Annotated in this window: 21 protein-coding genes; 6 read left to right on the top strand and 15 right to left on the bottom strand. The window is 47.6% G+C overall.

The annotated features are described in order from the left end of the window. Positions 1–90 precede the first annotated feature (90 nt). The 3 genes from recN (at position 91) to pyrI (ending at position 3,697) form a co-directional block, all read left to right on the top strand. Positions 91–1,752, top strand: a complete 1,662-nt coding sequence (gene recN, locus AC0VXX_RS04875; protein ID WP_475516166.1) for a DNA repair protein RecN — start codon at positions 91–93, stop codon at positions 1,750–1,752. Positions 1,753–2,289: 537 nt separating this feature from the next. Beyond that, positions 2,290–3,219, top strand: coding sequence for an aspartate carbamoyltransferase (gene pyrB / locus AC0VXX_RS04870; protein WP_475516165.1), 930 nt, complete (start codon positions 2,290–2,292; stop codon positions 3,217–3,219). Between the two features lie 16 nt (positions 3,220–3,235). Next, positions 3,236–3,697, top strand: a complete 462-nt coding sequence (gene pyrI / locus AC0VXX_RS04865) for an aspartate carbamoyltransferase regulatory subunit (RefSeq protein ID WP_475516164.1) — start codon at positions 3,236–3,238, stop codon at positions 3,695–3,697. Between the two features lie 103 nt (positions 3,698–3,800). Here the strand turns inward: pyrI and AC0VXX_RS04860 are convergent, their stop codons facing one another. After that, positions 3,801–5,057, bottom strand: coding sequence for a cyanate transporter (locus AC0VXX_RS04860; RefSeq protein WP_475516163.1), 1,257 nt, complete (start codon positions 5,055–5,057; stop codon positions 3,801–3,803). Beyond that, positions 5,057–5,542, bottom strand: coding sequence for a nucleoside deaminase (locus AC0VXX_RS04855; protein ID WP_475516162.1), 486 nt, complete (start codon positions 5,540–5,542; stop codon positions 5,057–5,059). The genes AC0VXX_RS04860 and AC0VXX_RS04855 overlap by 1 nt, the downstream gene beginning before the upstream one ends. Before the next feature lie 210 nt (positions 5,543–5,752). Between AC0VXX_RS04855 and AC0VXX_RS04850 the strand changes: the two genes are divergently transcribed. The 3 genes from AC0VXX_RS04850 to AC0VXX_RS04840 all read left to right on the top strand — a co-directional run bounded on the left by AC0VXX_RS04850 (position 5,753) and on the right by AC0VXX_RS04840 (position 8,644). Beyond that, positions 5,753–6,676 carry a LysR family transcriptional regulator gene (locus tag AC0VXX_RS04850; RefSeq protein WP_475516161.1) on the top strand — a complete coding sequence of 308 codons (924 nt, stop codon included), beginning with the start codon at positions 5,753–5,755 and terminating at the stop codon, positions 6,674–6,676. Positions 6,677–6,813: 137 nt separating this feature from the next. After that, a complete protein-coding gene (locus tag AC0VXX_RS04845; protein ID WP_475516160.1) occupies positions 6,814–7,671 on the top strand; it encodes a LysR family transcriptional regulator in 858 nt (285 codons plus the stop codon). Between the two features lie 4 nt (positions 7,672–7,675). Then, on the top strand, positions 7,676–8,644 hold the full coding sequence (locus AC0VXX_RS04840; protein WP_475516159.1) for an oxamate carbamoyltransferase subunit AllH family protein: 969 nt from the start codon (positions 7,676–7,678) through the stop codon (positions 8,642–8,644). Positions 8,645–8,882: 238 nt separating this feature from the next. Here the strand turns inward: AC0VXX_RS04840 and AC0VXX_RS04835 are convergent, their stop codons facing one another. The 13 genes from AC0VXX_RS04835 to ribD form a co-directional block, all read right to left on the bottom strand. Next, entirely contained in the window at positions 8,883–9,818 is a 936-nt protein-coding gene (locus tag AC0VXX_RS04835) for a carbamate kinase (protein WP_475516158.1), read from the bottom strand. A gap of 173 nt (positions 9,819–9,991) precedes the next feature. Continuing rightward, positions 9,992–11,413 carry a YlbE family protein gene (locus AC0VXX_RS04830; RefSeq protein ID WP_475516157.1) on the bottom strand — a complete coding sequence of 474 codons (1,422 nt, stop codon included), beginning with the start codon at positions 11,411–11,413 and terminating at the stop codon, positions 9,992–9,994. Between the two features lie 2 nt (positions 11,414–11,415). After that, complete coding sequence (fdrA, locus tag AC0VXX_RS04825) at positions 11,416–12,969, bottom strand: acyl-CoA synthetase FdrA (protein ID WP_475516156.1); 1,554 nt, start codon at positions 12,967–12,969, stop codon at positions 11,416–11,418. Positions 12,970–13,248: 279 nt separating this feature from the next. Further along, positions 13,249–14,199: an IS30 family transposase gene (locus AC0VXX_RS04820; protein WP_475516124.1), complete on the bottom strand. Its 951-nt coding sequence runs from the start codon at positions 14,197–14,199 to the stop codon at positions 13,249–13,251. Between the two features lie 68 nt (positions 14,200–14,267). Beyond that, on the bottom strand, positions 14,268–15,542 hold the full coding sequence (locus AC0VXX_RS04815; RefSeq protein ID WP_475516155.1) for an ankyrin repeat domain-containing protein: 1,275 nt from the start codon (positions 15,540–15,542) through the stop codon (positions 14,268–14,270). Positions 15,543–15,553: 11 nt separating this feature from the next. Next, positions 15,554–17,128 carry a hypothetical protein gene (locus tag AC0VXX_RS04810; RefSeq protein ID WP_475516154.1) on the bottom strand — a complete coding sequence of 525 codons (1,575 nt, stop codon included), beginning with the start codon at positions 17,126–17,128 and terminating at the stop codon, positions 15,554–15,556. Between the two features lie 882 nt (positions 17,129–18,010). After that, the gene (locus AC0VXX_RS04805) at positions 18,011–18,505 is read right to left on the bottom strand and encodes a phosphatidylglycerophosphatase A family protein (protein ID WP_475516153.1); all 495 of its coding nucleotides are present in this window, start codon (positions 18,503–18,505) and stop codon (positions 18,011–18,013) included. Continuing rightward, the gene (thiL, locus tag AC0VXX_RS04800; RefSeq protein WP_475516152.1) at positions 18,502–19,464 is read right to left on the bottom strand and encodes a thiamine-phosphate kinase; all 963 of its coding nucleotides are present in this window, start codon (positions 19,462–19,464) and stop codon (positions 18,502–18,504) included. Before thiL ends, AC0VXX_RS04805 begins: the two co-directional genes overlap by 4 nt. A gap of 386 nt (positions 19,465–19,850) precedes the next feature. Beyond that, on the bottom strand, positions 19,851–20,255 hold the full coding sequence (nusB, locus tag AC0VXX_RS04795; protein ID WP_475516151.1) for a transcription antitermination factor NusB: 405 nt from the start codon (positions 20,253–20,255) through the stop codon (positions 19,851–19,853). Positions 20,256–20,269: 14 nt separating this feature from the next. Further along, positions 20,270–20,746, bottom strand: coding sequence for a 6,7-dimethyl-8-ribityllumazine synthase (gene ribH / locus AC0VXX_RS04790; RefSeq protein ID WP_475516150.1), 477 nt, complete (start codon positions 20,744–20,746; stop codon positions 20,270–20,272). 124 nt (positions 20,747–20,870) lie between these two features. Continuing rightward, a complete protein-coding gene (gene ribBA, locus AC0VXX_RS04785; protein ID WP_475516149.1) occupies positions 20,871–21,974 on the bottom strand; it encodes a bifunctional 3,4-dihydroxy-2-butanone-4-phosphate synthase/GTP cyclohydrolase II in 1,104 nt (367 codons plus the stop codon). A gap of 67 nt (positions 21,975–22,041) precedes the next feature. Then, positions 22,042–22,713 carry a riboflavin synthase gene (locus tag AC0VXX_RS04780; protein ID WP_475516148.1) on the bottom strand — a complete coding sequence of 224 codons (672 nt, stop codon included), beginning with the start codon at positions 22,711–22,713 and terminating at the stop codon, positions 22,042–22,044. Between the two features lie 26 nt (positions 22,714–22,739). Next, positions 22,740–23,873 (bottom strand): bifunctional diaminohydroxyphosphoribosylaminopyrimidine deaminase/5-amino-6-(5-phosphoribosylamino)uracil reductase RibD, encoded by a 1,134-nt coding sequence (ribD, locus tag AC0VXX_RS04775; protein WP_475516147.1) that lies wholly within the window; start codon positions 23,871–23,873, stop codon positions 22,740–22,742. Positions 23,874–23,886: the final 13 nt, after the last annotated feature.

The raw sequence follows: 23,886 nt of genomic DNA, 5'->3' as shown, positions 1-23,886 counted from the left end.
ATTCGCGAACAAAAAGCACACAGGTATTTACTGTATAAAAAATCAGTATATACTGTGCATTAATACAGTACTTTGTAAAAGGATGTCATTATGCTTTGCCAGCTCAGCATCAATAACTTTGCCATTGTTCGTTTTTTAGAGCTCGACTTCAAAGCCGGTATGACCAGTATCACAGGTGAAACCGGTGCCGGAAAATCTATCGCTATCGACGCCCTAGGCCTGTGTCTGGGTAATCGCGCCGAAGCCAGTACCGTTAGACCCGGCGCAGATAAAGCCGAGGTCAGCGCCCGCTTTTCTCTGCTCGATATTCCCTTGGCAAAGCGCTGGCTCGAAGATAACGACCTTGATCTTGATGATGAATGCATACTCAGGCGCACCATCAACAGTGACGGCCGCTCACGCGCCTACATTAATGGCAATCCAGTACCGCTTAGTCAACTTCGCGCACTTGGACAATTACTGATCGGCATCCACGGACAACACGCCCATCACGCCATGTTAAAGAGCGAGCATCAACTGACACTGCTCGACAGCTATGCTAACCACCGCATGCTGCTCGACAGCGTCAGTGCGAGCTATCAACGCTACAAACTGATTGAAAAAGAGCTTAAACAGCTACAACAGTCGCAACATGAGCGCATCGCCCGTAAGCAACTGCTGCAATACCAAGTTGAGGAGCTTAATGACTTTGATTTAGGCGAGCACGAATTTGACGAGATAGAAGCCGAGCATAAAAAACTCGCTAACGGCACCGCCTTAGTGCAAGCCTGCCAACACACCCTCTTCCTATTGCAAGACAACGAGCAAGGTGCGGTAGAATCGGTGCTCAACTTAGCCATAGATCAAGCTCAAGAGCTTGAGGGCTATGACACCGCCCTTAACAGCATTGGCAATATGCTCAATGACGCCTTAATCCAAGTGCAAGAGAGCAGCAGCGAGCTGCAACGCTACCTCGATGGATTAGAGCTCGACCCAGATCACTTTGCTTACCTTGAACAGCGCCTCTCTAAAATCATGCAGTTGGCGCGCAAGCATCACGTAAGTGCCAAAGATCTTTATCAGCACCATCAAGCCTTAAATCAAGAGCTAAGCAGCTTAGACTCAGACGAAGAGAAGCTTGACGAAATCGCTGAGCAGCTGCAAAGCTGCAAGCTAGGCTTCATTGCTCATGCTAAAAAGCTCAGCCAAAGCCGGAGCCGTTATGCCAAAGAACTTGACAAGCAGGTGACCCAATCGATTCATGAACTCAGCATGCCTAAGGGTAAATTTGTTATCGATATCCGCTTTAACGAAGCGATCATGTCGCCCAACGGTTGTGACACCATCGAGTTTCAAGTCACCACTAACCCAGGGCAGCCACTGCAACCTATCTCGAAAGTCGCATCAGGCGGGGAACTGTCACGTATCGGCCTTGGCATTCAGGTGATCACGGCGAAAAAGGTCGCCACACCAACGCTTATTTTCGATGAGGTGGATGTGGGCATCTCGGGGCCAACTGCTGCTGTGGTGGGAAAAATGCTACGCTCACTGGGTGAATCGACTCAAGTGCTATGTGTAACCCACCTGCCCCAAGTCGCCGGAAATGGTCATCAACACATGTTTGTGAATAAGCAAAGTAAAGCCGGACAAACCGAGACCTCTATGGTAGCGCTGGATAAAACCCAACGCATCGAGGAGCTCGCCCGCTTACTTGGCGGCGATACCATTACCAGTAACACCCTAGCCAACGCCAAAGAACTACTCAGAGGTTAAAGACTGGCAACACCTAAAGCGAAGGAAATACCTTCGCTTTTTGATATCGGTGTTTCACTATTTAAACTCACTCATCCCATTGTACTTAATGAGCGAATTGCGCTCTCCATAACTCCTAGCAAGAAAAAACAAAACCATATAAGTCACGACTCGGCCGAAGTCTTAAGCAGCATTTAATTGATTCACTGCGACACCAAGCTTTCAAAATAACGAGTTCATACAAACTCTTGCGATCGCAAAAAATGGGCGTATAATCCCTCGGAATTTTTCAAAACAGAGAGCAACAATGAACCAGACAGTTAAGCACAACTTGACTCATTATCGTCGAGAAGCGGCGTTGGTTTTATGTTTCTGTTTTTCGATTTCAAAAAAAAGCCTCCTTGCTTAAGGGGGCTTTTTTTTGTCTGCTTTTTGCGTAGAGCCGGCAAGTTTAAACGACTATCTGCCCGAGGCTATTCGATGCTCATCTCGAATGTCAGTGGCAGAAAAAGTTTAAAACCATTTGTATCCGTTATCTATTTATAGGGAAGAGAAGCCATGGCGAACTCGTTGTTTCAAAAACATATCATCTCCATTCCGGAATTAAACCGAAATGAACTTGAACTCATCGTTGAAACTGCTGGAAGATTAAAAGCAGAGCCAAATCCAGAACTATTAAAAAATAAAGTCGTGGCATGCTGTTTTTTTGAACCCTCAACACGTACTCGCCTCTCTTTTGAAACCGCAGTACAACGCCTAGGCGGCACTGTGATTGGCTTTGATAACGGTGGCAACACCTCGCTGGCCAAAAAAGGCGAGACACTAGCAGACTCAGTGCAGGTGATCTCATCTTATGTAGATGCATTTGTAATGCGTCACCCACAAGAGGGCGCAGCCCGTCTGGCCTCAGAGTTCTCTAACGGCGTACCGATTGTGAACGGTGGTGACGGTGCCAACCAACACCCAACACAAACTTTATTGGATCTCTTCTCTATTTTTGAAACTCAAGGGCGATTAGATAACTTAAATATCGCCTTCGTTGGCGATCTAAAATATGGTCGCACCGTCCACTCCCTGACCCAAGCACTGTCTAAGTTTAATAACATTAACTTCTTCTTTGTGGCTCCCGAAATTTTAGCCATGCCAGATTACATTTGTGAAGAGTTAGACCAAGCAGGGATCAGTTACAGCCTGCATGCCACTATGGAAGAGGTGATCCCTGAGCTTGATGTACTGTACATGACCCGAGTTCAAAAAGAGCGTTTTGATGAATCAGAGTATGCGCACATGAAAGCCGCTTATATTCTAAATGCAGCCATGCTAGCTGACGCGCGCGACAACCTAAAGGTATTGCATCCATTGCCAAGGGTTGACGAAATCACTGTCGATGTCGATAAGACCAAGCACGCTTATTACTTCCAGCAAGCGCAAAACGGCGTTTACGCCCGTGAAGCACTGCTGGCATTAGTACTGAACGAACAACTTTAAGCAGGAGATAATCACCATGACCAAGGAAACGCAACAAGTTGAAGCCATAAAGAATGGTTCTGTTATCGACCATATTCCTGCCAATGTGGGGATTAAAGTGCTAAAGCTGTTTCAGATGCATAAAACCAATCAGCGAGTCACGATTGGTCTTAATCTGCCCTCCTCTGCTTTGGGCGCTAAAGATCTGATTAAAATTGAAAATGTTTTTATCAGCCCAGATCAGGCGAATCAATTGGCCCTGTACGCCCCTAACGCTACGGTTAATCAGATTGAAAATTATGAGGTCGTTAAAAAGCTGACCCTGTCGTTACCTGAGCGGATCAACGCCATTTTTAAGTGCCCAAATACCAACTGCATCACCCATAATGAGCCGGTAGACAGCAGCTTTAGTGTCAGCGCCAAAAAACAAGATGTACAACTAAAATGTAAATACTGTGAGAAAGTGTTCTCACGTGAAATAGTGACTGAGCGTCACTAAGCCGCTATTTTCTCAGCCACTCACATCTAACAAGCCTGCTCAACATTGAGCAGGCTTTCCCCTTTTACTTGTATCAGTCATATGCCCGCTAATAAAACTCTTCTCAATCAGTAGCGCACATCACCTGGGCATAACGTTTCGGATTAAAGCTGATGCAAATAACCATGGTCATTAACACCATCACCAGATGCATCATCCAGCCATAGCCAAAATCACCACTCCATTGCAATAGCTGCGCAAACATCAGCGGAAAGGCGGCGGCAATCAAAAAACCGCCACCTTGCATTAATGCGGTGAGCGCCCCAGCACTTTTCGCCGCAGGCAGATGATCAAGGGCTGTGACTATGGTTAATGAAAATGCCCCGCCCAGCCCAGCGCCGCACAAGATTGACCATAACTGCGGCGCGCTATCGGGATAAAAAGCAAATCCCCAAAAGCCGATGGCCTGCATCACTAACACCAACAACAACCAAGGGCGTCTATCGGTGTAACCTCTGGCCAAGGCTGGTAAGCCAATGGCGAACAAGGCTTGAGTCACCGCCATCACCACAATTAAATGGCTGCTGCTGACATTATCCCAGCCACGCTGCTGATAAAAGGCCGCCAGCCAAGTGACTAATGAAGCATACCCGCCGTTGACTATGCCAAAGGCGGCCATTAGGGTCCACGTTCGCGGACGCGCCAGTAAACGCTTTAGCGGTCGTGGTGATAAGCTTGCCTGTAATGCTGACTGAGGCGCTTGCGATACTTCAGGTAAAACGTCGCACTGGGTAGGCGGCATCTGTTTACGCAGGTGAAGTACCAGCCAAGCCGCCACCAAGGCCGCAAAACAGGGCAGCGCCAGCAAAGCCAGAGCATGCTGCCAATGATAACCCCATTGTAATAACATCGGCATTAGCTGTGCGCCCAGCGCACCGCCAATCATCAATGACGCCGAATAAAGCCCGGTGACCACCGCCGAGTGCTGGGCAAAAAACTGTTTAATCATGCCCGGTAAAATAGATTGTATAAATGCCACGCCCACACCACACAGCAGCGCGGTGATAATAAGCATGCTGCCATCGCTGACGAAATAGCGTAGCGCTGAGCCTAGCGTCATCAACGCCAACGCCAGTAACAAGCCTACATGGCTGCCAATAAGTGCAGGCCGAGCCGCCACCACAAAGGCCCCAATACCCATTAACATCATAGGCAGCAAGGTTAGCATCGACGCTTGGGAATAACTGAGGCCGGTGTCATTAACGATACTGCCTAGCAGCGGCCCAGGTGCCACTAAAAATGGCCGCAGATTGAGACCGATTAAGACAATTAATAACAGCAAAGATAACGACTGAGTGCGTACACTTAATTGACGGCCCATTAGTCTACCTTCTGTTTAGACGCGTTATGCTCTGCCCACTTAGCATACAACTCGCTGTCATTGGCATCACTTGGCGAGCACTGCTCGACCGACAGCCAGCTTTGCTGCTCAAGGGGCGGCGTAAGCTCCATGGCAATATGCGCCGTAGACAAGCCATATGGCTGTGCTTGTTGGTTCGAATAAGCAAACACCAAATGGTTAATTCCCGCCATGCGCATGGCAGCCAAACACATAGGGCAAGGCTGGCCACTGGCATACACGCTGCAGCCTTCAAGGCTGGTGGCATTTAAAGCTTTACCTGCGGCCCTTAGGGCCAGCAACTCGGCGTGAGCGGTTGGGTCGCACTCTTGAAGAATACGATTGACCCCAGTGGCTACCACCTCACCTTGTTTCACTACGATGGCAGCAAAAGGACGGCCACCGGCGGCCACATTTTGCTCAGCAAGGGCTAACGCTTGCTTAATAAAGGGATCTGATTTGTGCATTTTTCCACCTTTGCTACTGCAATTGCAGCATGACTTGCTCTAGGCTGACACTATAAAGGTGAGCATGACGGGTAAAAAATGATTTTTTTAAATAGAAACCATTCATAACGTAAATACTATTTCCCTTACTAAGTTAAAGGTCTTACTATTTATCGGCTGAATGTCAGCCCCCTCGAAAGACAGGATTAATGCTATGGATGATGGTGTGTCATGATGTTTGAACCTCGTCTACTGCGCGCTTTTGTAGTGCTTGCTGATACTGGCAGCTTTACCTTAGCAGCAGCACATTTACACCTAACACAATCGACAATAAGTCAGCAGATAAACCGCCTCGAAGCCGCCGTCGGCAAGGCATTATTTGATCGGACTCAACGCCCTATTCAGTTAACTAACTCAGGTGAGAAACTCCTCGGCTATGCGCGCAAAATTTTAGCGCTGCAATGCGAAGCCCAAGCATTGGTGGCTAACTCAGCTGGCAGCGCGCTAATAAAAATTGGCATCCCTGATGATATCGCCACCGAGCAGATGATAGGTGTGTTTGCCGATTTTGCTAAACAGCATCAGGAAATTAGGCTCGATGTCACCACAGGTCTCAGCATCGAATTAACCCACAGATACCGCAATGGCGACTTTGATATTTTAGTGGTCAAAGAAACCCACGCCGCCGATGATCATAGATTGACCATCAGCGAACCCATGGCCTGGTATCAATCTCTCGATACCCAACCCCAGTGGAGTGAGCCGCTACCCTTAATCGCGTTTCCTCCTGGCGGGCTCTACCGCGACACCATGTTTGAGCGCATCACCCATGAGGGTAAACTCTGGTATGTGGCGTTTTCCAGCGGCAGCTTAAATAATCTGCTTAGCGCCGTCGAAGCAGGCTTAGGTTATAGCCTGCTCCCCGTAAGAGCTACCGCCGGGCGGCGAGTCACTCCTTGCCCGCATTTAGGTAACGAGCAGCCCATGACGCTGTCGCTATACACTAATGACGGCAATGCCATTATTAGCGAACTCGCCGACAGCATAGGCCGCATACTGGTCAACCGAGAAGCTGTCTTTGAGCAGCAAGTGGGGCAACAAAAGCAACACCTTACCAGTAAGACACTGGACTGCGATAAGGGGGCAAAAAACTAAAGCTCGACACTCGGCGACTAAGCGCCCACACGGTAAGGCGTTGTCGGGCGTGAAACAACACGGTCAGTAACCCATTCAAAATGGTACAGCACATTTTACGAAAAATATAATAACAAGCTAAACGTAGGTGACCCATCATGAAGTTTATTCCACCGCAGTTATTTTTAACCTATATCGCCGTGTGTGAAACTGGCAGTTTTACCCGCGCAGCAGAAAGAATTCATAACTCTCAGTCGACCATTAGCCAACAGATAAACCGTCTCGAATCTATGCTCGGCAGCACGCTATTAATGCGCACGCCGCAAAAGGTAACGCTAACGGAGCAAGGGGAATTTGTTCTACGTTATGCCCATAAAATTATCGACTTGAACACCTCTATGGTCGATAACTTTCATGAAAAGTCAGAGCAAAATATCATCAAGATAGGTGTGCCTGACGATCTGTCGGTCGATGTCACCAAGGCCATTGTGAAGTTTCAACATAACTACAATATCTTATTTGAATTTACCTCGGGGCTGAGCAACAGCCTGTATCAGGCCTATCAAGCGGGCCAATACGATCTTATTTTGGTCAAGCAGCCCATACTCGGTAATGCCTACGCCTATCGCACAGAGCCGCTCTTATGGCTCGACAGCGCGGCGCACCCCACCTTTAATAGCAAGATGATCCCGTTAGTGCTATTTCCCACGGGAGCCTTGTATCGTGAACATATACTCAACTCCATGGATCAATTGGGTTATTGCAGCAAAATTAACTACTGCAGCAGTAACTTATCGGCCATTATTACCGCTTCGTCTATCGGTTTTGGCATCACCCTGTTACCGGAAACCTGTAAAACGGCCGAACATAGCGTCATCGATGAGCTGCAAACCTATGCCCCACCCAATGACTTTTATTTAGCCTTATATGTTAATAACACTCATGACATGATTGTTACTAAGATAGCCGATGAGATAATCAATACCTTTAACTTAAAGCACCATAAGACCTATTAAGCTGATGATGACCAAGATAACCCTTGCTCAGCCGATTTATGCTCAACTCATCCACCATGGCTCAATAACCACAAGCGTGCATTCGGTGTTTAACGCCGCCTGCAATCTGCACAGCCCTTATGGTTTGATATCCCTGCTGACGCAACCCAAAAAGATGAACCCCAGTGCCATCTTATTGCCGCAAGGGGTCCATTTTAAATCGCTTATTGTCGGTACTAAGGTAGAGCTACGTTGTACCCATAACACCAGCATAGACCCAGCTTTATTAGCGTTAGGGGCCAATATCGATAATCTGAGATTGCATATTAACTTAGGCACAGGCACAACCATTGTCAGTGAGCAGATTGAACGCTTTAGCCCCAGCTTACCCGTGGCTTTGCCAAGAGCGCTTAACCTTCAATTGAAGCTTCAATCCCATATTGCTGATTTTTTGCAGCGCAATCAAAAGCCACTGGGGATCTATCCCTTGTTGTGTCAGCAGTCTCAGCTCAACATCGCCACTCATCTGGTGTATCAACCTGAGATGATGACTAAATATATTACCCCGCATCTACAAGCATTTATCACCGAGTTAACCCAGAAAAACCCAACGATTGCGCTTAAATCCATTATCGGCTTTGGTGCCGGGCTAACCCCCTCGATGGACGATCTACTGGTGGGTATACTCTCCTGGCTCGACTTTAGCCAGCACCCTTACTTTCATCCGCTGGCCCAAGCGGTACAAGCTAATGCGGCGCAAACCACAGATGTGAGTCAGGCCATGTTAATGCACGCCACGCTCAAGCAATATAACCAAGAGATCGTCGAGCTGTATGCCTGTTTAAATCAGCCCCATAAATCAGATGATAGGCTCAATACCGCGCTCAACGAGGTTCTCGATGAGGTTATCGCCTATGGCCACTCTTCGGGCCACGACACCCTGTGTGGTATCTACTTGGGCTTAACCCTCTTCGGCGCTGCTGCAATAGATTGATCACACAAGACGGTGTGCTGAGTGGCCAGCGAATAAAGCGCAGGACAAATCTGCTTGATGACCACATTCTTGGTACAGAGCCGACGGAGTGAAATCGCAGGTTTTAGGCTAAAAATTTTTAAGCTGGCAATAAAAAAGCCTCAATATTGAGGCTTTTAAAGCATAAGCGAGCGCTTATATCGATGGACGAATGAGCAAACTGGCTCGCTCCTAGCGCAGGCTAAATGAGCGGTAATGTTTAATAATACTCAACAGTTTCGCCCAGTGTGATGCGCGTACCTGATCGCCCAGCAATCACTGCGGGTAACTCATCTAAGGCGCCAATGGCTGCGTCGCCCAATCCCTTAGAAACAAATTTACACACAGCATCAATTTTAGGGCCCATAGAACCCGCCGGGAAATGGTATTTATCGAGCTCTTCAGGGGTAATATTTTTAATCGCCTGCTGATTGGCTTTACCGTAATTAAGGTAAACCGCCCCATCGGTCAGAATAATAAACAGATCTGCCTGAATTTGCTCGGCAAGTAACTCCGCCGTTAAGTCTTTATCGATAACACACTCAACGCCAACTAGGTTGCCATTGTCAGCCTTAAATACCGGAATGCCGCCACCGCCACAGGCAATCACAGTGTTACCATTTTCAAGCAGGCTACTGATCTGCTTAGATTCGACAATATCTTGTGGCATAGGGGAAGACACAACGCGGCGGTAATAATCGCCATCTTTCTTAAAAATCGTCGACGGGTTAGCAATATTAACTCGCTCGATCTCGTCTTCGTTATAGACGGGGCCAACAAATTTAGTCGGATCATTAAACGCTGAATCGTCTATATCGACACAGGTTTGGGTCAAAATAGTGGTGATATCTAACTTATTGTCACTGTTAAATAACTCTTGTTGCAACATATAGCCGACCATGCCGCAGGTTTCGGCGCCCAATACGTCCATTGGATAGGCGGTGACCGCACTATTCACTTTTTGGTATTCGCAATTTTGCTCAATCAGCAGCCCCACTTGCGGGCCATTACCATGCACAATCACCACATCATGCTCTCTAGCAATGGCCGCAATTGATGCCGCAGCCTTTTTGATATTATTACGAAGATTGGTCGCGGTGAGCGGTTGACCGCGCTCTAATAGCGCATTACCACCAAGGGCTAGTACAATTCTCATGGGGAACCTCAATATTTATTCCATACACAATGATGGTGCTAGACAATAAACACGCCATTGCAATAAATGGTAATAAAGAAAATTTAGAAAAATAATAAAAGCCGGCCCACCCCTGCCTTAAACACAAATTAAAACAGAGCCGGCTTTTATATCTACACCACAATTAATAGCTGTTATGAAATATTATTAGCAAAGGCAATAATAGCTTTTTCAAAACATTCCACTGGCGGATTGGTAATACCACAACCTATCATACCTACACCGGGTTCTTTATGTGCAATAGCAGTATTAATAATAGGTAAAATCCCCGTTTCCATCACTTTTCTAATATCGATACCCGATGAGATACCTTTAAAGTTTAATAACGGAATAGTGACATTCGGATTCTTGGCGGTAGTGATCTCATCCATCTGGATAGAATAATCGATCGCCTCATTTACCGTGCCGCCAACCAGTGCCACAATCGCAGGGGCGGTCGCCATGGCAAACCCACCAATACCATAGGTTTCGGTGATCGCACTGTCACCTATGTCTAAGCCCGAGTCTTCAGGCTTAAAGCCGGCAAACAGTGGACCGATAACCTTTTGAGCAGGCCCGGTAAACCAAGTAAAGCCACCCATACCGCTGACACGAATACCAAATTCAACGCCGTTACGCGCCATAGTGGTCACCAGCGTGCTGTGCTCGACCCCATGACCAGCATCGAGGGCACACTTACACATCGCCATCCACGTTGGGCCAGAGAAGTAATCGCTTGATGCAATAAAATCAAACACTTCACGCTTTTCTTTGGTGGTGAAATCGGTTTCTAAAATCAAAGGGGTCAATGCCTGTGATAACAAGGCAGTACCTGCGTTATTACGGTTATGACATTCATCCCCCATATGCAACGCTTGGGCGAGCATTAAGCGCAAGTCGATAGGTTCAGATTTATCCATGGCCGCTTTTAACATTGGACCTAATACGTCGCGCATCCAGATTAAGCGCTCGACGACGCTTTCATCGTTGGCACCCATGCGTAAAATTTTCGCCATCTGCTCGCTGAGGTTGGTATAGGCGATATTACCGTAGGTCATGTTTTTGACCACGTGCATATACATAGACGCCGACGTCACACCCGCCATAGAGCCGACGCAATCGTGCTCATGACATGGCGAGAAAGTGATCTCACCCGATGCCGCTAATTTAAACGCTTCATCAAGATTCGATGCCAAGCCTTCGAATACCAGTGCGCCAGTCACAGCGCCGCGCATTGGGCCGTTCATATCTTCCCAACATACTGGTGGGCCTGCATGTAAAATGGTGGTCTTGGTCATGCCTGGAACCACATCAATCGCTCTTTCATAACCCACCAACACAGGGTGTGATTTAATAATACGATTGACTGCCTCTTCGTTGGCCGCCTCGATTTTTTGCGCGATCTCTGGCTGCGCCAATTTATCGAGCGCCGCAATCACCTTGGTATTACCACCGGCAATGGGTTGCCAGCTCACATGAGTCACCGGCGCTTGCTGCTTGCTGATATCGTCTTTAAAGAACTCAAGGCCTACATTAATCACGTTTAAGTTTGAAAATAGTGCTGTCATCTTGCTCATGGTTATTCTCCCTTGCTCACAAACCCGCTTGCCAATAGCCCGGTGTTTTGACTGCTGCTTGAAATGGTGACCCCTGCCGAGGCGAGTTTATCGACTTGCTCGCTCAGTTTTGGCGTATCCAGATCGGTACCTAGCACGTAACCTAAGATCTCTAAGTGCTGACCACGGGCCGCCGCTTTTTGTTTAGCTTCGATAATGGCTGGTAAGGTGACGCCGACGGGATCTTGATGTGAGCCATAACCGATAACGAAATCGAGAATGATCACCCCTACTTCTGGGTCGTCTGCTTCTTTGAGCAGACGTTCGATACGCGATGATGGATCGATCATCGGATGTGGACGCCCATTGGTAAAATCATCGTCACCAAAATCGATAAAGGTATGCTGCTGGCTAACATTAATGTCCGCCAAGCGCTGCTCTGGTTTTTTGGCGATATTGCTATACGCCTGACTGTGAGTCTCACGCACCAGCATCATGGTTTCTTCACATAAGGTGCCTCCGCAGAATAAACCGCGAATGTACTTTTGCTCAGGTGCTAACTTGGCTTTAATCTCTTCAATCAGCGGTAAGTTCAAGGCGCGCTTATTAATACTGCCCTCATCGATGCCCGCTAACACAACCGCTTGTAACGCGGCTTCTTTAGTAGTTTTAGCAAAATGAGCTCCCGCCGCAACCACTGGCGCTTCTTCACCGCCTAACAGGCAAACCACCACTGGCTTGCTGAAACTTTGAATCAGTTCAAGCACCTTAGCTTCAACGCTTTTCGCCGCTGGTTTAGAGACAATTAAGATCACCTCGGTAGCAGGGTCGGCTTCTAATGCGCGCAGGCCATCAAGCATCATGATGCCGCCCACGTCGGCGCTTAAGTCGCGTCCGCCAGTACCTAACAGCTGCGAAATACCGCCGCCAAAGTCATGAATGCGCGCCGCCACTTCTTGGCTGCCCGTGCCTGATGCGCCGACAATACCTATGCTGCCAGGGCGGACTTTGTTGGCAAAACACAGACCAACATGATTAATAATGGCGGTGCCGCAATCTGGGCCCATCATTAACAAGCCTTTTTCGTGGGCAAGGGTTTTAAGCTCTACCTCATCGGCCACCGACACGTTGTCGCTAAACATCAATACGTGTAAGTCGTTATTCAGCGCCGCGAGTGCTTCACGTTTGGCAAACTCACCCGGTACAGAGATAACGGCAAGATTAGCATCGGGGGCGTGCTTTAATGCGCTTTTTAAGGTGACATGTTTTTTCTCACTGGCACCTAAACCTGTGGCCGCTTTATCATCCCCTTTAAGGAGCACTTCCACTTCGGCCAGCGCCGCTTCGCACACTTCCTCGGTGGCCGCTTTCACCACGATAAACAGATCGCCACTGTTGGCGGTTTGCACTTCGGGTAACAGTAAACCGACGTTGGCTAACACCCCTTTATTCATGTCGGTTGCCATGGCAACAAACGCCTGTTCAACATCATTAATTTCATTAACTTTGGTCGTTAATGCCATTAATGAAACCGAATCGAAATAGGTATTCTTTTTTACAATTAATTTTACGACCATATTAGCCTCTACTATATTTCAACAAAAAAGGTGTAATAGCCCACGCAATAGTTAATACAGTACATAACAACTATTACACCCATGGTGAGTATGACTTTTATTTAAAAGAGTAAATAATAACTAAACGCTTTGACCTTTTAATTAAGATCGAATTAAAACCGACTACTAAATCAAAGTTAATCACAGAATTAAATATCCTTAACAAGACTCTTTACTAAGTGTTATTCAGCAGGCTATTTTTAATCGCGAATTCAACTCCGAAGTGCACCACTCGCTAAATTAGGCTGCCTTGCGTAATTCATTGAATACCGCAACAGGTTGCCTGAAGCCGAGGCACTTTCTCGGTCTGGCATTTAATGCCCGTTCAATCTCACTAATTTGCCTATCTGTTACCGTCCGCAAATCGGTGCCTTTCCGTATGTATTGCCGCAGCAAACCGTTGAAGTTTTCATTCAGTCCGCGTTCCCAGGACGAATAAGGGTTAGCGAAGTAGACATCCGTTTTAAGCTTTTCTGCGACCTGTTCGTGGTCACAGAATTCGCTGCCGTTGTCTGCAGTGATAGTTCGAACATAACCTCGATATTTCCACAACATGCCAACCATTGCCCGGGCCACATCGGCTGCGCTTTTCGCTGGCACTTTGCGTATCAGGTACAGCTTACTTTTCCGCTCAACCAGGCTGACAATCGCGCCCGTACCTTGCTTGCCCAGAACCGTGTCAGCTTCCCAGTCTCCGAACCGCTTTTTCTTGTTCACGATAGCGGGACGATGCTCTATGCCAACGCGATTCGGGATAATCACACGATTCGCGCGGTTACCTTTACGGTATCTTCGGTGACTCTGGCGTAGCTGTTTGTACAACTTGCCGCCGCATAATTTATCTCGCTGGACATAGCCATAAATCCACTCGTGACTGACGTTATATCCGATGATTTTACCGACACCGGCTATTTGTTCTGGACTCCACTTCTCATTGAGACCGAACTCAACAAAGGTGATGGTCAGTCCAGATACTCTAGACTTCGCGGACTGACAACGGCGTTTTAATGCCTTCGCCTGAGCGACTTCCGGCAAGTAATGGTTATCCCGAATTCGATTGCGATTTACTTCCCGGCTTATTGTACTGTGACTTACTTTCAGACGTTTTCCTATCTCCCGATAACTGAAACCCTCGCGTAAATAGGCCTCAATCTGGTATCGTTGTCCCTCGATCAACTGCTTGTAATTCATGGTAACTACTCATGTTTGTTTGGCGACTACAGAGTATCACCAACAGGCAGTTGATCTCTCCTCACCGTTTAACCATGAGTGGTGCACTTATTATCTGAATTCGGGATCTCAATCAATTCATTAACGTCATCACAAATTTCGATAGCTTGCTTTATTACCGTAATGGCTTGTTCAAGCTGGCCCATTATTTCTAATGACTTGGCTTTATGCTGATAATAAAGCCCGTTGCGATTATCATGTTTAATGGCATTTTCTATGGCAACAATCGCCTCATAGTGTCGCCCTAGCGAACGCAGACTATTTGCTTGATGGAAGGAGTAATCATAACGATGAGGTTTTTGTGACAATAACTGGGTCATCGCAGCGACCGCTTCCTCATGCATGCCTAGCTCACGTAAATAGTTAGACTTGTGGTACAGCACAAACGGCGACTCTGGTTGTGCGGCAACGCCGTTATCAAATTCAGCCAGAGCAAGCTGAGGTTGTTTGGCAAGTCGATAGCTATTAGCGATATACAGATAAAACTGCGCTTTATTATCACTCAGAGCCAAGCCTTGGCGGTAGGCGATTATCGCCTCTTCAAAGCGCGCTAACTCTGTCAGCACATAACCACAGTAGTAGAAGTAATCTGCTGGGTTGGCAAAGTCATGACGATTTGCAGTTAATATAGCCAGCGCAGTTTGGTATTCAAACTGACGAATATGCTGTTTAACCAAACGCAGTGACGCACTGTAGCCTTGCTTAACCTGCTCGTTTTGGGTCATCAAGGCGACCACATTGTGCTGGCCCAGGGCTTTAGCATGCTCGAGCGCGCTCAGACCATCGCGGTCTTGAAGGTGAATGTCGGCACCAGCGTCGAGTAACACCTCAATCACGTCGGCATATAAATAACCGCCATCACCTAAAATCACTGCCTCTAATAAGGCAGACCAGCCCAGTTTATTGGCGTGATTAACCGGGATCCCCGCATCCAAGCTGACCTGAACCGTACGTAAAAAGCCTTTTTCGCTCGAGGGCAACAGTGGCGTGCCGCCAAAACGGTTAACGCTAGTAACATCGGCGCCATGGGCTAAGGTCAATGATAAGAGTGCATGAAAGCCATTAGCACCAGCGCACAAATAAGGCGTCAACTGGTTTACATCACGCGCATTCACATCGGCGCCATGTTCAATTAGCACTTTAGCTAGCGCCAAGTTGTTTTGCTGTACGGCTATCATCAAGGCTGTGCAGCCGTTTTCATCTCGGGTATCTACATCAACTTGCTGGGTTAAATAGGCCAACACATCATCGAGTCGATTGTGACTTACCAGCTGATGCAACGACATAGGGGCATTTGCATTCATATGTTAACTCCTTAAGCGGCTTCAGTAGCTTCAGTTGCAGGGGTCGCAGGCACAGGCTTGCTTAAAGGTTCTCTAGCACTCTCTTTAAGGTTGTAAAAATGTTTAACCCCAAACAGACCGGCCATCATTAAGTAGGAGTAGACATACATCATCGACTCAGGCTGAGCAAAGCCAACCCCATTGGCATGGATGAATCCGACCATTGATAGACCAGCAGCGACTAAGGCGGCAACCACGGCGCGTTGCGGTGTATTATTGATAGCAAAGACCACCATACAGCCCCACAACAGACTCGCGAGCGGAGCACCATTGCCTAAGCCCACCATGCCTTGGTAATAGATACCTTTTGCCGCTAATGCTTCAATACCGACCTCATGGGCATTAGTACCGGCTGTCGCCAAGGTGTTTTTGAACAAGGTTAATGCCCAGTAGCCAATCCAAGGGAACAAGCAAACGAAGATGGCAGGCACTTCCAATTTAGGTGTTTCGCGAACCACTTGGTTAGCTGTGACAATACCTATGTAGACTAAGATTGGCGCAATAGCGGCACCTGGAATCAGGCTCAGTAGCAGCGCACCTAAACCAAACAAGCACACTAAGAACATGATCACGCCATTAAATAGGGTGTAACCAATGCTTGCCCCCATCTCTTTATACGCCGCGTGACCCACATACACAGTCACAGGGAAAGGGTTACCCATAAAGGCACCTAGCATTGATGCGCAGCCGTTAACCATCATGATTTTACGTGTAGGGTAAGAGTCACCAGCGGCATCGGCACTTTCGATATTTTCAAGGTCAAACACATAGTTAGCTAGACCCAGTGGCACAGCAGATGCCAAGTAAGGTAAGGCGTGTGGCACCCCTTCCATAAAGCTGTCGATATGCAGCTGTGGAGGATTAAAGCCCGCATCCGACAGTGAGGCAACAATCGCATCAGGAGACTGCAAACCAAACATCCAAGCCAGCGCAGTACCGACAATGATCAGTAATAGTCCGGTTGGGATCTTAGGAAACAGCGGCTTTTTACCAAACCAGTTAATAAAAATAAGCCCCAGCACGACGAACGACACTACAGGCGTTGAAAACGCTTGCAGCATAGGGTTAAGCGCCAACAGTGTAAGGCCTAAGCCTGCCAAACAAGACAGCAGTACGGTGCGAGGCACGATGCGACGGATAGTGTCACCGAAGAATGAGCCGACCAATAAGATCATCGCCTCAACAAAACACCAGACCAGTGCGATTTGAATGGCAAACGCGGCATCTTGTGTCGTGTGATAAACTGGCATAATCACCAAGAAGGTCACGGTGAAAATAGACGGGGCACTCGGGCCAGATGGCAGTGCAGTCACATCATCACGACCGGTTTCTTTTTTTAATTTATACGCGAACCAAGCATAAAATATACTGGCACACATTACAGCCAAACCAAACGCCGGGGCGACCTGCCCCATAACAAATTCTTTAGGTAAACCGACGACAAAAAGCAACAAGCCCATCATAGTCAGTAAATTGGTTAAATTATTGGTAAATAAGCCAAAGAAGGCGGCCCAATCACCTTTGCGCCATACATCACTTATGTCCATATCGCTGTCCTATTGTGATTTAATTATTTAACTTGAGTTAATAACGAACCCCCCAAAGTTAACAAAATTAAGGCGACACAATAAATTAGGAAACTAAATGGCCAAGATTAGCTTTACCGATACCCACAACAAAACAAACAATTTAAGATCAAAATAACAACAAAAACACAACAAGCTGATAACACGTAATAAAGTTAGGGTTAAATTATGTGACCCGCCTCACCCTTAGACTGGCGCCCTCCCCTCACAGACAATCAAACAAAGCATGACCTATGTCACATTGGTCTTTTTTGATTATTGCGCAACCTTGCCTTTATACCGCGCCACATCACCTTCGCACGTTGATGCCCAGCAATCTTGATATAACCAACCACCGAAGTAGACGTAGAAAGGAAACTTTGAGAGGAGAAAAACCAAGCAAATAAATTACTAGGGTTTGCCAGTAATGAGATTTAACCTATTGTAATTCAAAGTTATAATCAGGATGTTTTAGATGTTTTAGATGTTTTAGATGCTTTAGATGCTTTAGATGCTTTAGATGCTTTAGATGCTTTAGATGCTTTAGATGATTCAGGTAAATAGTGACGTGAAATTTGATGCAGATAAGAGGTTTTATTCACTTTTTCACTGCAATGAAAATTGATTGCGGTCCTGTGTTATCGACTGTGTGACTAACTAGATTGTCAAAAGTCAAAAGTCAAAATTGTATTTAGCCTATTTTGCCTTTGCGCAACAAAATAGGCTAGATAGGCTAAACAGCAAAGTAAGCTCGTGGCTAACGTTCAACATCACACCAGATAAAGGGGCGAGTTTAAACACTCAGCTCAGTCATGCGACTCAAGCAAACGCTAAGCAAGCCAGTACTCTCATTCAAAGGCGCCCCTAACCTGCGAAGTATACCACCCCTTGCAGGCACAAAAACGCAAAGGCCCCAGCTAAGACATCATCAATCATGATACCAAAACCGCCATGCACCTTGGCATCGAGCCATTTGATCGGCCATGGCTTAAGGATGTCGAAAAAGCGAAACAGCACAAATCCCAGCAGCAACCATTCCCAGCCTGCGGGCGCAGCAGCCAGGGTGATTAACATACCGACAATTTCATCCCACACGATGGCGCCGTGATCATGCACACGCATATCTTTAGAGGCTTTATCACAAATATAAAACCCCACCAGCATCAATAGCAGCGTCACACCAAGATACCAAGGTAACGAGAGGTAGCTCATCAGTAGGTAGAGCGGAATGGCCGCCAAACTACCATAGGTTCCCGGCGCTTTAGCCAGTAGACCCGAGCCAAAGCCCAACGCCAAAAAGTGGATAGGATTAGTAAGAGAGAGTCTGCGCAGCAGTGGATCGGTCGAGCGTAACTTCATGATATAAAATGCTCAAAACTAAAATTGGTTGGCTTAAATGTGGCGCCCTCTTTCATCAAACGCAGTTTGTTGCCTGTGGAGATCTGGCCAATTTTAGCAAAAGAGACCCCGGCATGAGCCAGTGACGTTTCTAGGGCGCCGCGCTGTGATTCTGGCACGGTAAAGAGTAATTCATAATCTTCCCCGCCCGTCAGGGCATAGCTAAGCGCTTGCTCATACTCAACCGACTCGCTCATGGCTGCCGACAGCGGTAGCTGATCGACATCGACAATCGCACCCACGTTAGAGTGTTTGAGGATGTGACCAATATCGGACACCAAACCATCGGATAGATCGATGGCGCTCGAGGCGAGATTCCGCAGCGATTGCCCCGCCAAAACTCTTGGCGTTGGATAATAATGACGTTGAATTAAATACTGCGCGGCATCGCCACTCAGCGCTTGCTCGCCCCGTAAAATGGCTAAGCCTAACGCTGAATCACCTAAGGTGCCGGTCACGTAGATCCAATCGCCATTTTTAGCACCACTGCGGGTTAACGCTTTGCCTTTAGGGACTTGGCCATTAATGGTGATGGTGATGGATTTCGGGCCACGCGTGGTGTCGCCCCCCACTAACGCCACGCCATAATACTGGGCAGCATCGCTTAAGCCTTGGCTAAAATCATCGAGCCAAGCTTCATCTATGTTGGGCAGAGTAATGGCCAAGGTCATCCATGCAGGCTCAGCCCCCATGGCGGCTAAATCAGATAGATTAACGGCCACCGATTTATAACCTAATGCCTTAGCGGGCATATCGGCCAAGAAATGGACATTTTCAACGAGAGTATCGCATGAGATAGCGATAGATTTATGTTCAGCTGGATTAACCAAGGCACAGTCATCGCCGACACTTAATGCTACGTCGCGGCGAGCTTGACCGCGCTCTGAAAAAAAACGCTCAATTACGTTAAACTCTTTCACAGTTTGACAACCATTATAAAGTTAATGTCTTACCCCACATCCATGCGGGCGACACCTAGGGAATATTGTTTTTCGAGCTTAGTGATGGTTCGAACTCGATGCGTTAAGAGCAAGACTTAAATCATAAAACCTAAATCATAAAGCTTGAGACATAAGGCTTAAAAGCTAAGCCAAAAGCTCATCATGGCGTACTGCATTGAGACGAATCACTATAACCGCAAGGCTTAGCGAGTATTGTGCTGTTTAAGCCATTGGCGAAGTATCACTCAAGTCATAGCCACACCTTGCCAACATCACTCATCAAGGCGCAGAAACAAGCGTGAAAAATCAACAGTTCCTAGCGATGATAACAAAAAAAACGGCATCCTAGGACACCGTTTCGACTATCACTTTCTACCGACTATCTTATCGAGAATGCCATTAACAAACTTATGGCCATCTTCGGCACCAAAGGCCTTAGCTAGCTCAATCGCTTCGTTAATCGCAACCTTGAAAGGCACGTCCTTGCGGAAAGTCAGCTCATACGTCGCAAGACGTAATACCGCTTTTTCGATAGGTGAAACCTCATTGAACGGACGCTCAATATGAGGGGTAATTAACTCATCTAACTGGGCGCACTTGATGGTGGTTCCCGATAGCAATTCACGAAAATAGCTAACATCGACACCATCGATTTTTTGCTCAGTGAGGAATTCATGCTCCACATCGGCAACATTATTTCCGCTTAGCTGCCATGAGTAGATAGCTTGTAACGCTAGACGGCGGGCTTTACGGCGCTCTGAAGGTTTCATTCTTGTTCCTAATCTTACAACTGCTGTTCTAGTTCTTGCAGAACATTGACCATTTCAAGCAAACTAAGAGCCGCTTCGCCGCCCTTATTACCTGCTTTAGTACCTGAGCGCTCAATGGCTTGCTCAATGGTATCTGTGGTCAACACACCAAATGAAACAGGAAGATTAAACTCAAGCGCTACCTGAGCCAAACCTTTGTTACATTCGCCTGCAACAAAATCAAAATGGGGAGTACCACCACGGATCACAGCGCCTAGCGCAATGATACCGTCAAATTTACCGCTTGCCGCCACACGACGAGCCGCAAGAGGCAACTCTACAGCGCCAGGCACACGTACAATCGTGATATTGTCATCTGCAACTTGACCAAAGCGCTTTAGCGTATCTAACGCGCCATTAAGCAAACTCTCAACAACAAAGCTGTTGAAGCGTGAGATCACGATGGCAACTTTGGCATTTTTCGATTCGATATTACCTTGAACTACGTTCATTTATCTTACCTAAATTAGCTTTAACAAACCCGGCACGGGAAAAAAGAGGCCGTATAATACCACAGCACACGACGTTGATCCCCATGCAATTTAAACCAAATGAGTGAATTTACTCACATGAGTATTAATCAGCAATATATTCAGTGACTTCTAACCCAAAGCCCGACAGCGAATGGTAACGCTTTGGCGAACTCAGCAGGCGCATTGTGGTGACGCCCACATCGGCCAATATTTGCGAGCCAATGCCCACTTGGCGTGAGGTGCCTTGCCATTGTGCAGGGGCTGCGGCTTCGCCTTTGTCTTGGGCCTCAAATGCTTTGACCTTGGCCAAAATTTCACTGCTGTGCTCTTGATGACCCAGTAAGACTAATACGCCACCTTCATCGGCAATACGCGCCATGGCTTTTTCGAGTGGCCAGCTGCGCTTTTCGTCGCGCTCAGAGTGCAGTAAATCATTAAAGGTATTTTGCAGGTGTACCCGCACTAAGCTGTTTGGCTTAACGTCACCTTTAATAAGGGCATAGTTAAGTTGGTTGTCTATGGTGTCACGGTAGGTGATCATCTCAAACTCACCAAAACGGGTTGGCAATTTGCACTTAGCCTCGCGCACCACAGTGGTCTCTTTGGTATTGCGGTATTCGATTAAATCAGCAATGGTTCCTATTTTTAGGCCATGCTTTTCGGCAAAAATCTCAAGATCGGGACGACGCGCCATGGTGCCATCATCATTAAGAATTTCAACGATAACAGCTGAAGGCTCTAAACCTGCAAGACGGGCAATATCACAGCCCGCTTCGGTGTGACCTGCACGCACTAAAACGCCACCTTCTTGGGCCATCAGCGGGAAAATATGCCCTGGCTGCACAATATCGGTTGGCTTAGCATCTTTCGCCACAGCCGCTTTAACGGTCACGGCTCTATCTTGAGCAGAAATACCGGTTGTCACCCCTTCAGCAGCTTCAATCGACACGGTAAAGTTAGTCGAAAATTGCGCGTTATTGTTGGTGACCATCAAGGGTAAATTCAGCTGCTGACAGCGGGCTTTCGTCATGGTTTGGCAAATTAAGCCGCGTCCGAAAGTGGCCATAAAGTTGATCGCCTCAGGGGTGACAAGATCTGCCGCCATGATAAGATCGCCTTCGTTTTCTCTATCTTCGTCATCCATCAGGATAACCATTTTGCCTAAACGAATATCTTCGATAATCGCTTCTATGCTATGTAGTGCCATTGTTAGACCTTGAAATGTTCTTCTAGTAATAAATATTTAATCTGCTATTAGCGGGCATTACCAGCCTCTATCTTAAAAAGCCTGAGCGAGCTAACAGATCCATCGTCACTTCTGGGGCTTTGCTAACATTTTCATCTGCATTGTGCCCCGAATACGTCATTAAACGCTCTAAATGACGAGCAATCAGATCCACCTCGATATTGACGCTATCGCCGGTTTTTAAGTTGATAAGGGTGGTTTCACCCGCGGTATGCGGCACTATGGTTAATCGAAAGCGTTCGCCTTGTACCTCATTCACCGTCAGGCTAACCCCGTCGATAGTAATGGAGCCTTTATGGGCGATGTAGCGCGCTAAGCCTTGAGGCGGTGTTAACCAAAATTCGATAGCCTTACCACGATACTGTCTGTCGTCGACGTAAGCGACCCCATCCACATGACCGCTCACCATATGACCCCCTAAGCGTGTGGTCGGTGTGACAGCTTTTTCTAAATTAACCGCTTGCCCCACTTGATAATGGGCAAAGCCTGTCAGTGATACTGTCTCGGCTGAGATATCGGCAACATAACCGTCGCTTAAGCATTCGACCACGGTGAGACACACGCCATTGGTGGCAATGCTATCACCAAGTTTGACATCACTTAAGTCCAGCTTTCCACTGGCCACGGTGAGACGAATATCGTCGCCACGGCGCTCAATTTTCCTTAGATTTCCTACTGACTCAATGATCCCAGTAAACATCTTTACCTACTTAGTTGCTCTGCACTTTAACAGGAGTGTGCACTTAAATTAAATGTAAAACGCCTATCGTCACCGACTTTGCGCTCATCAGTTAACACTAACTTAGGCAGTTGCGTCATCTGAGTATAGTCGGGTAACTGGAGTAAATTACGCCCGTGGCTGCCAAGCAATTTAGGCGCTTGGTATAAGACCAATTCATCGGCCAGTTGCTGTGCCATAAAAGCCCCCGCCAAGGTAGCGCCAGCTTCGACCATCACGCTATTGCACGTTTGCCCTAAATGCCCCAGCAATGCTGCGAGCGGCACGCGCCCCTCTTGGGCGTCAAGCTGTAAATGGCTCACATGTTGTGGCCAGAAGGCCTGTACAGACGGGCTATAAGGCGTGCAAGACACCAATAGGATAGGTGATGGGATGGCCAATAATTTTGCTTGGCTACCTAAGCGCGCCTGACTATCGAGCACAACCCGCAATGGCTGCTTTAACAGCTCAGCAGGCAGAGAATCGGCTAGGCTGCCAAGCTCTTGATGGCGCACATTCATGCTGGGATCATCTTGCAATACGCTATCGATGCCGGTTATCACCGCACAATGACGCGCGCGCATTCGCTGCACATCGCGACGGGCATTAGCGCCCGTTATCCACTTCGATGTGCCATTGGACAGCGCCGTTTTACCGTCTAAACTGGCGGCCAACTTAATGCTCACCCAAGGCAATCCTGTCGCCATACGCTTCATAAAGCCTTGATTCAGCGCGGCCGCCTCATCACGCAGTAGTTCGATATCGACCTCAATGCCGGCTTGCTGCAGCATCTTGATACCACGTCCAGACACCTGCGGATTAGGGTCGGTTACCGCTACCACCACCCGCGCCACTTGCGCATCGATCAACGCCTGTGCACACGGCGGGGTGCGGCCATAGTGGCTACACGGCTCTAGAGTGACATAAGCGGTTGCCCCTTGGGCTTGCTCGCCAGCCATGCGCAGTGCATGCACTTCGGCATGGGGGCCGCCCGCGGCAATATGATAACCTTCGCCGACCACCTTGCCCGCCAGGGTGATAACACAGCCCACGCTCGGGTTAGGTCGAGTGGTATAGCGCCCTTTACGCGCTAACTTGATGGCTTTTGCCATCATTTCAATGTCAAATTTTGACCACGCCATGTGCCATATCCAT

It is taken from the genome of Shewanella sp. QJM3NY_23, assembly GCF_056173105.1.
The sequence above is the reverse complement of the archived record's forward strand: the minus strand, read 5'-3'. Positions and strand labels throughout refer to the sequence as shown.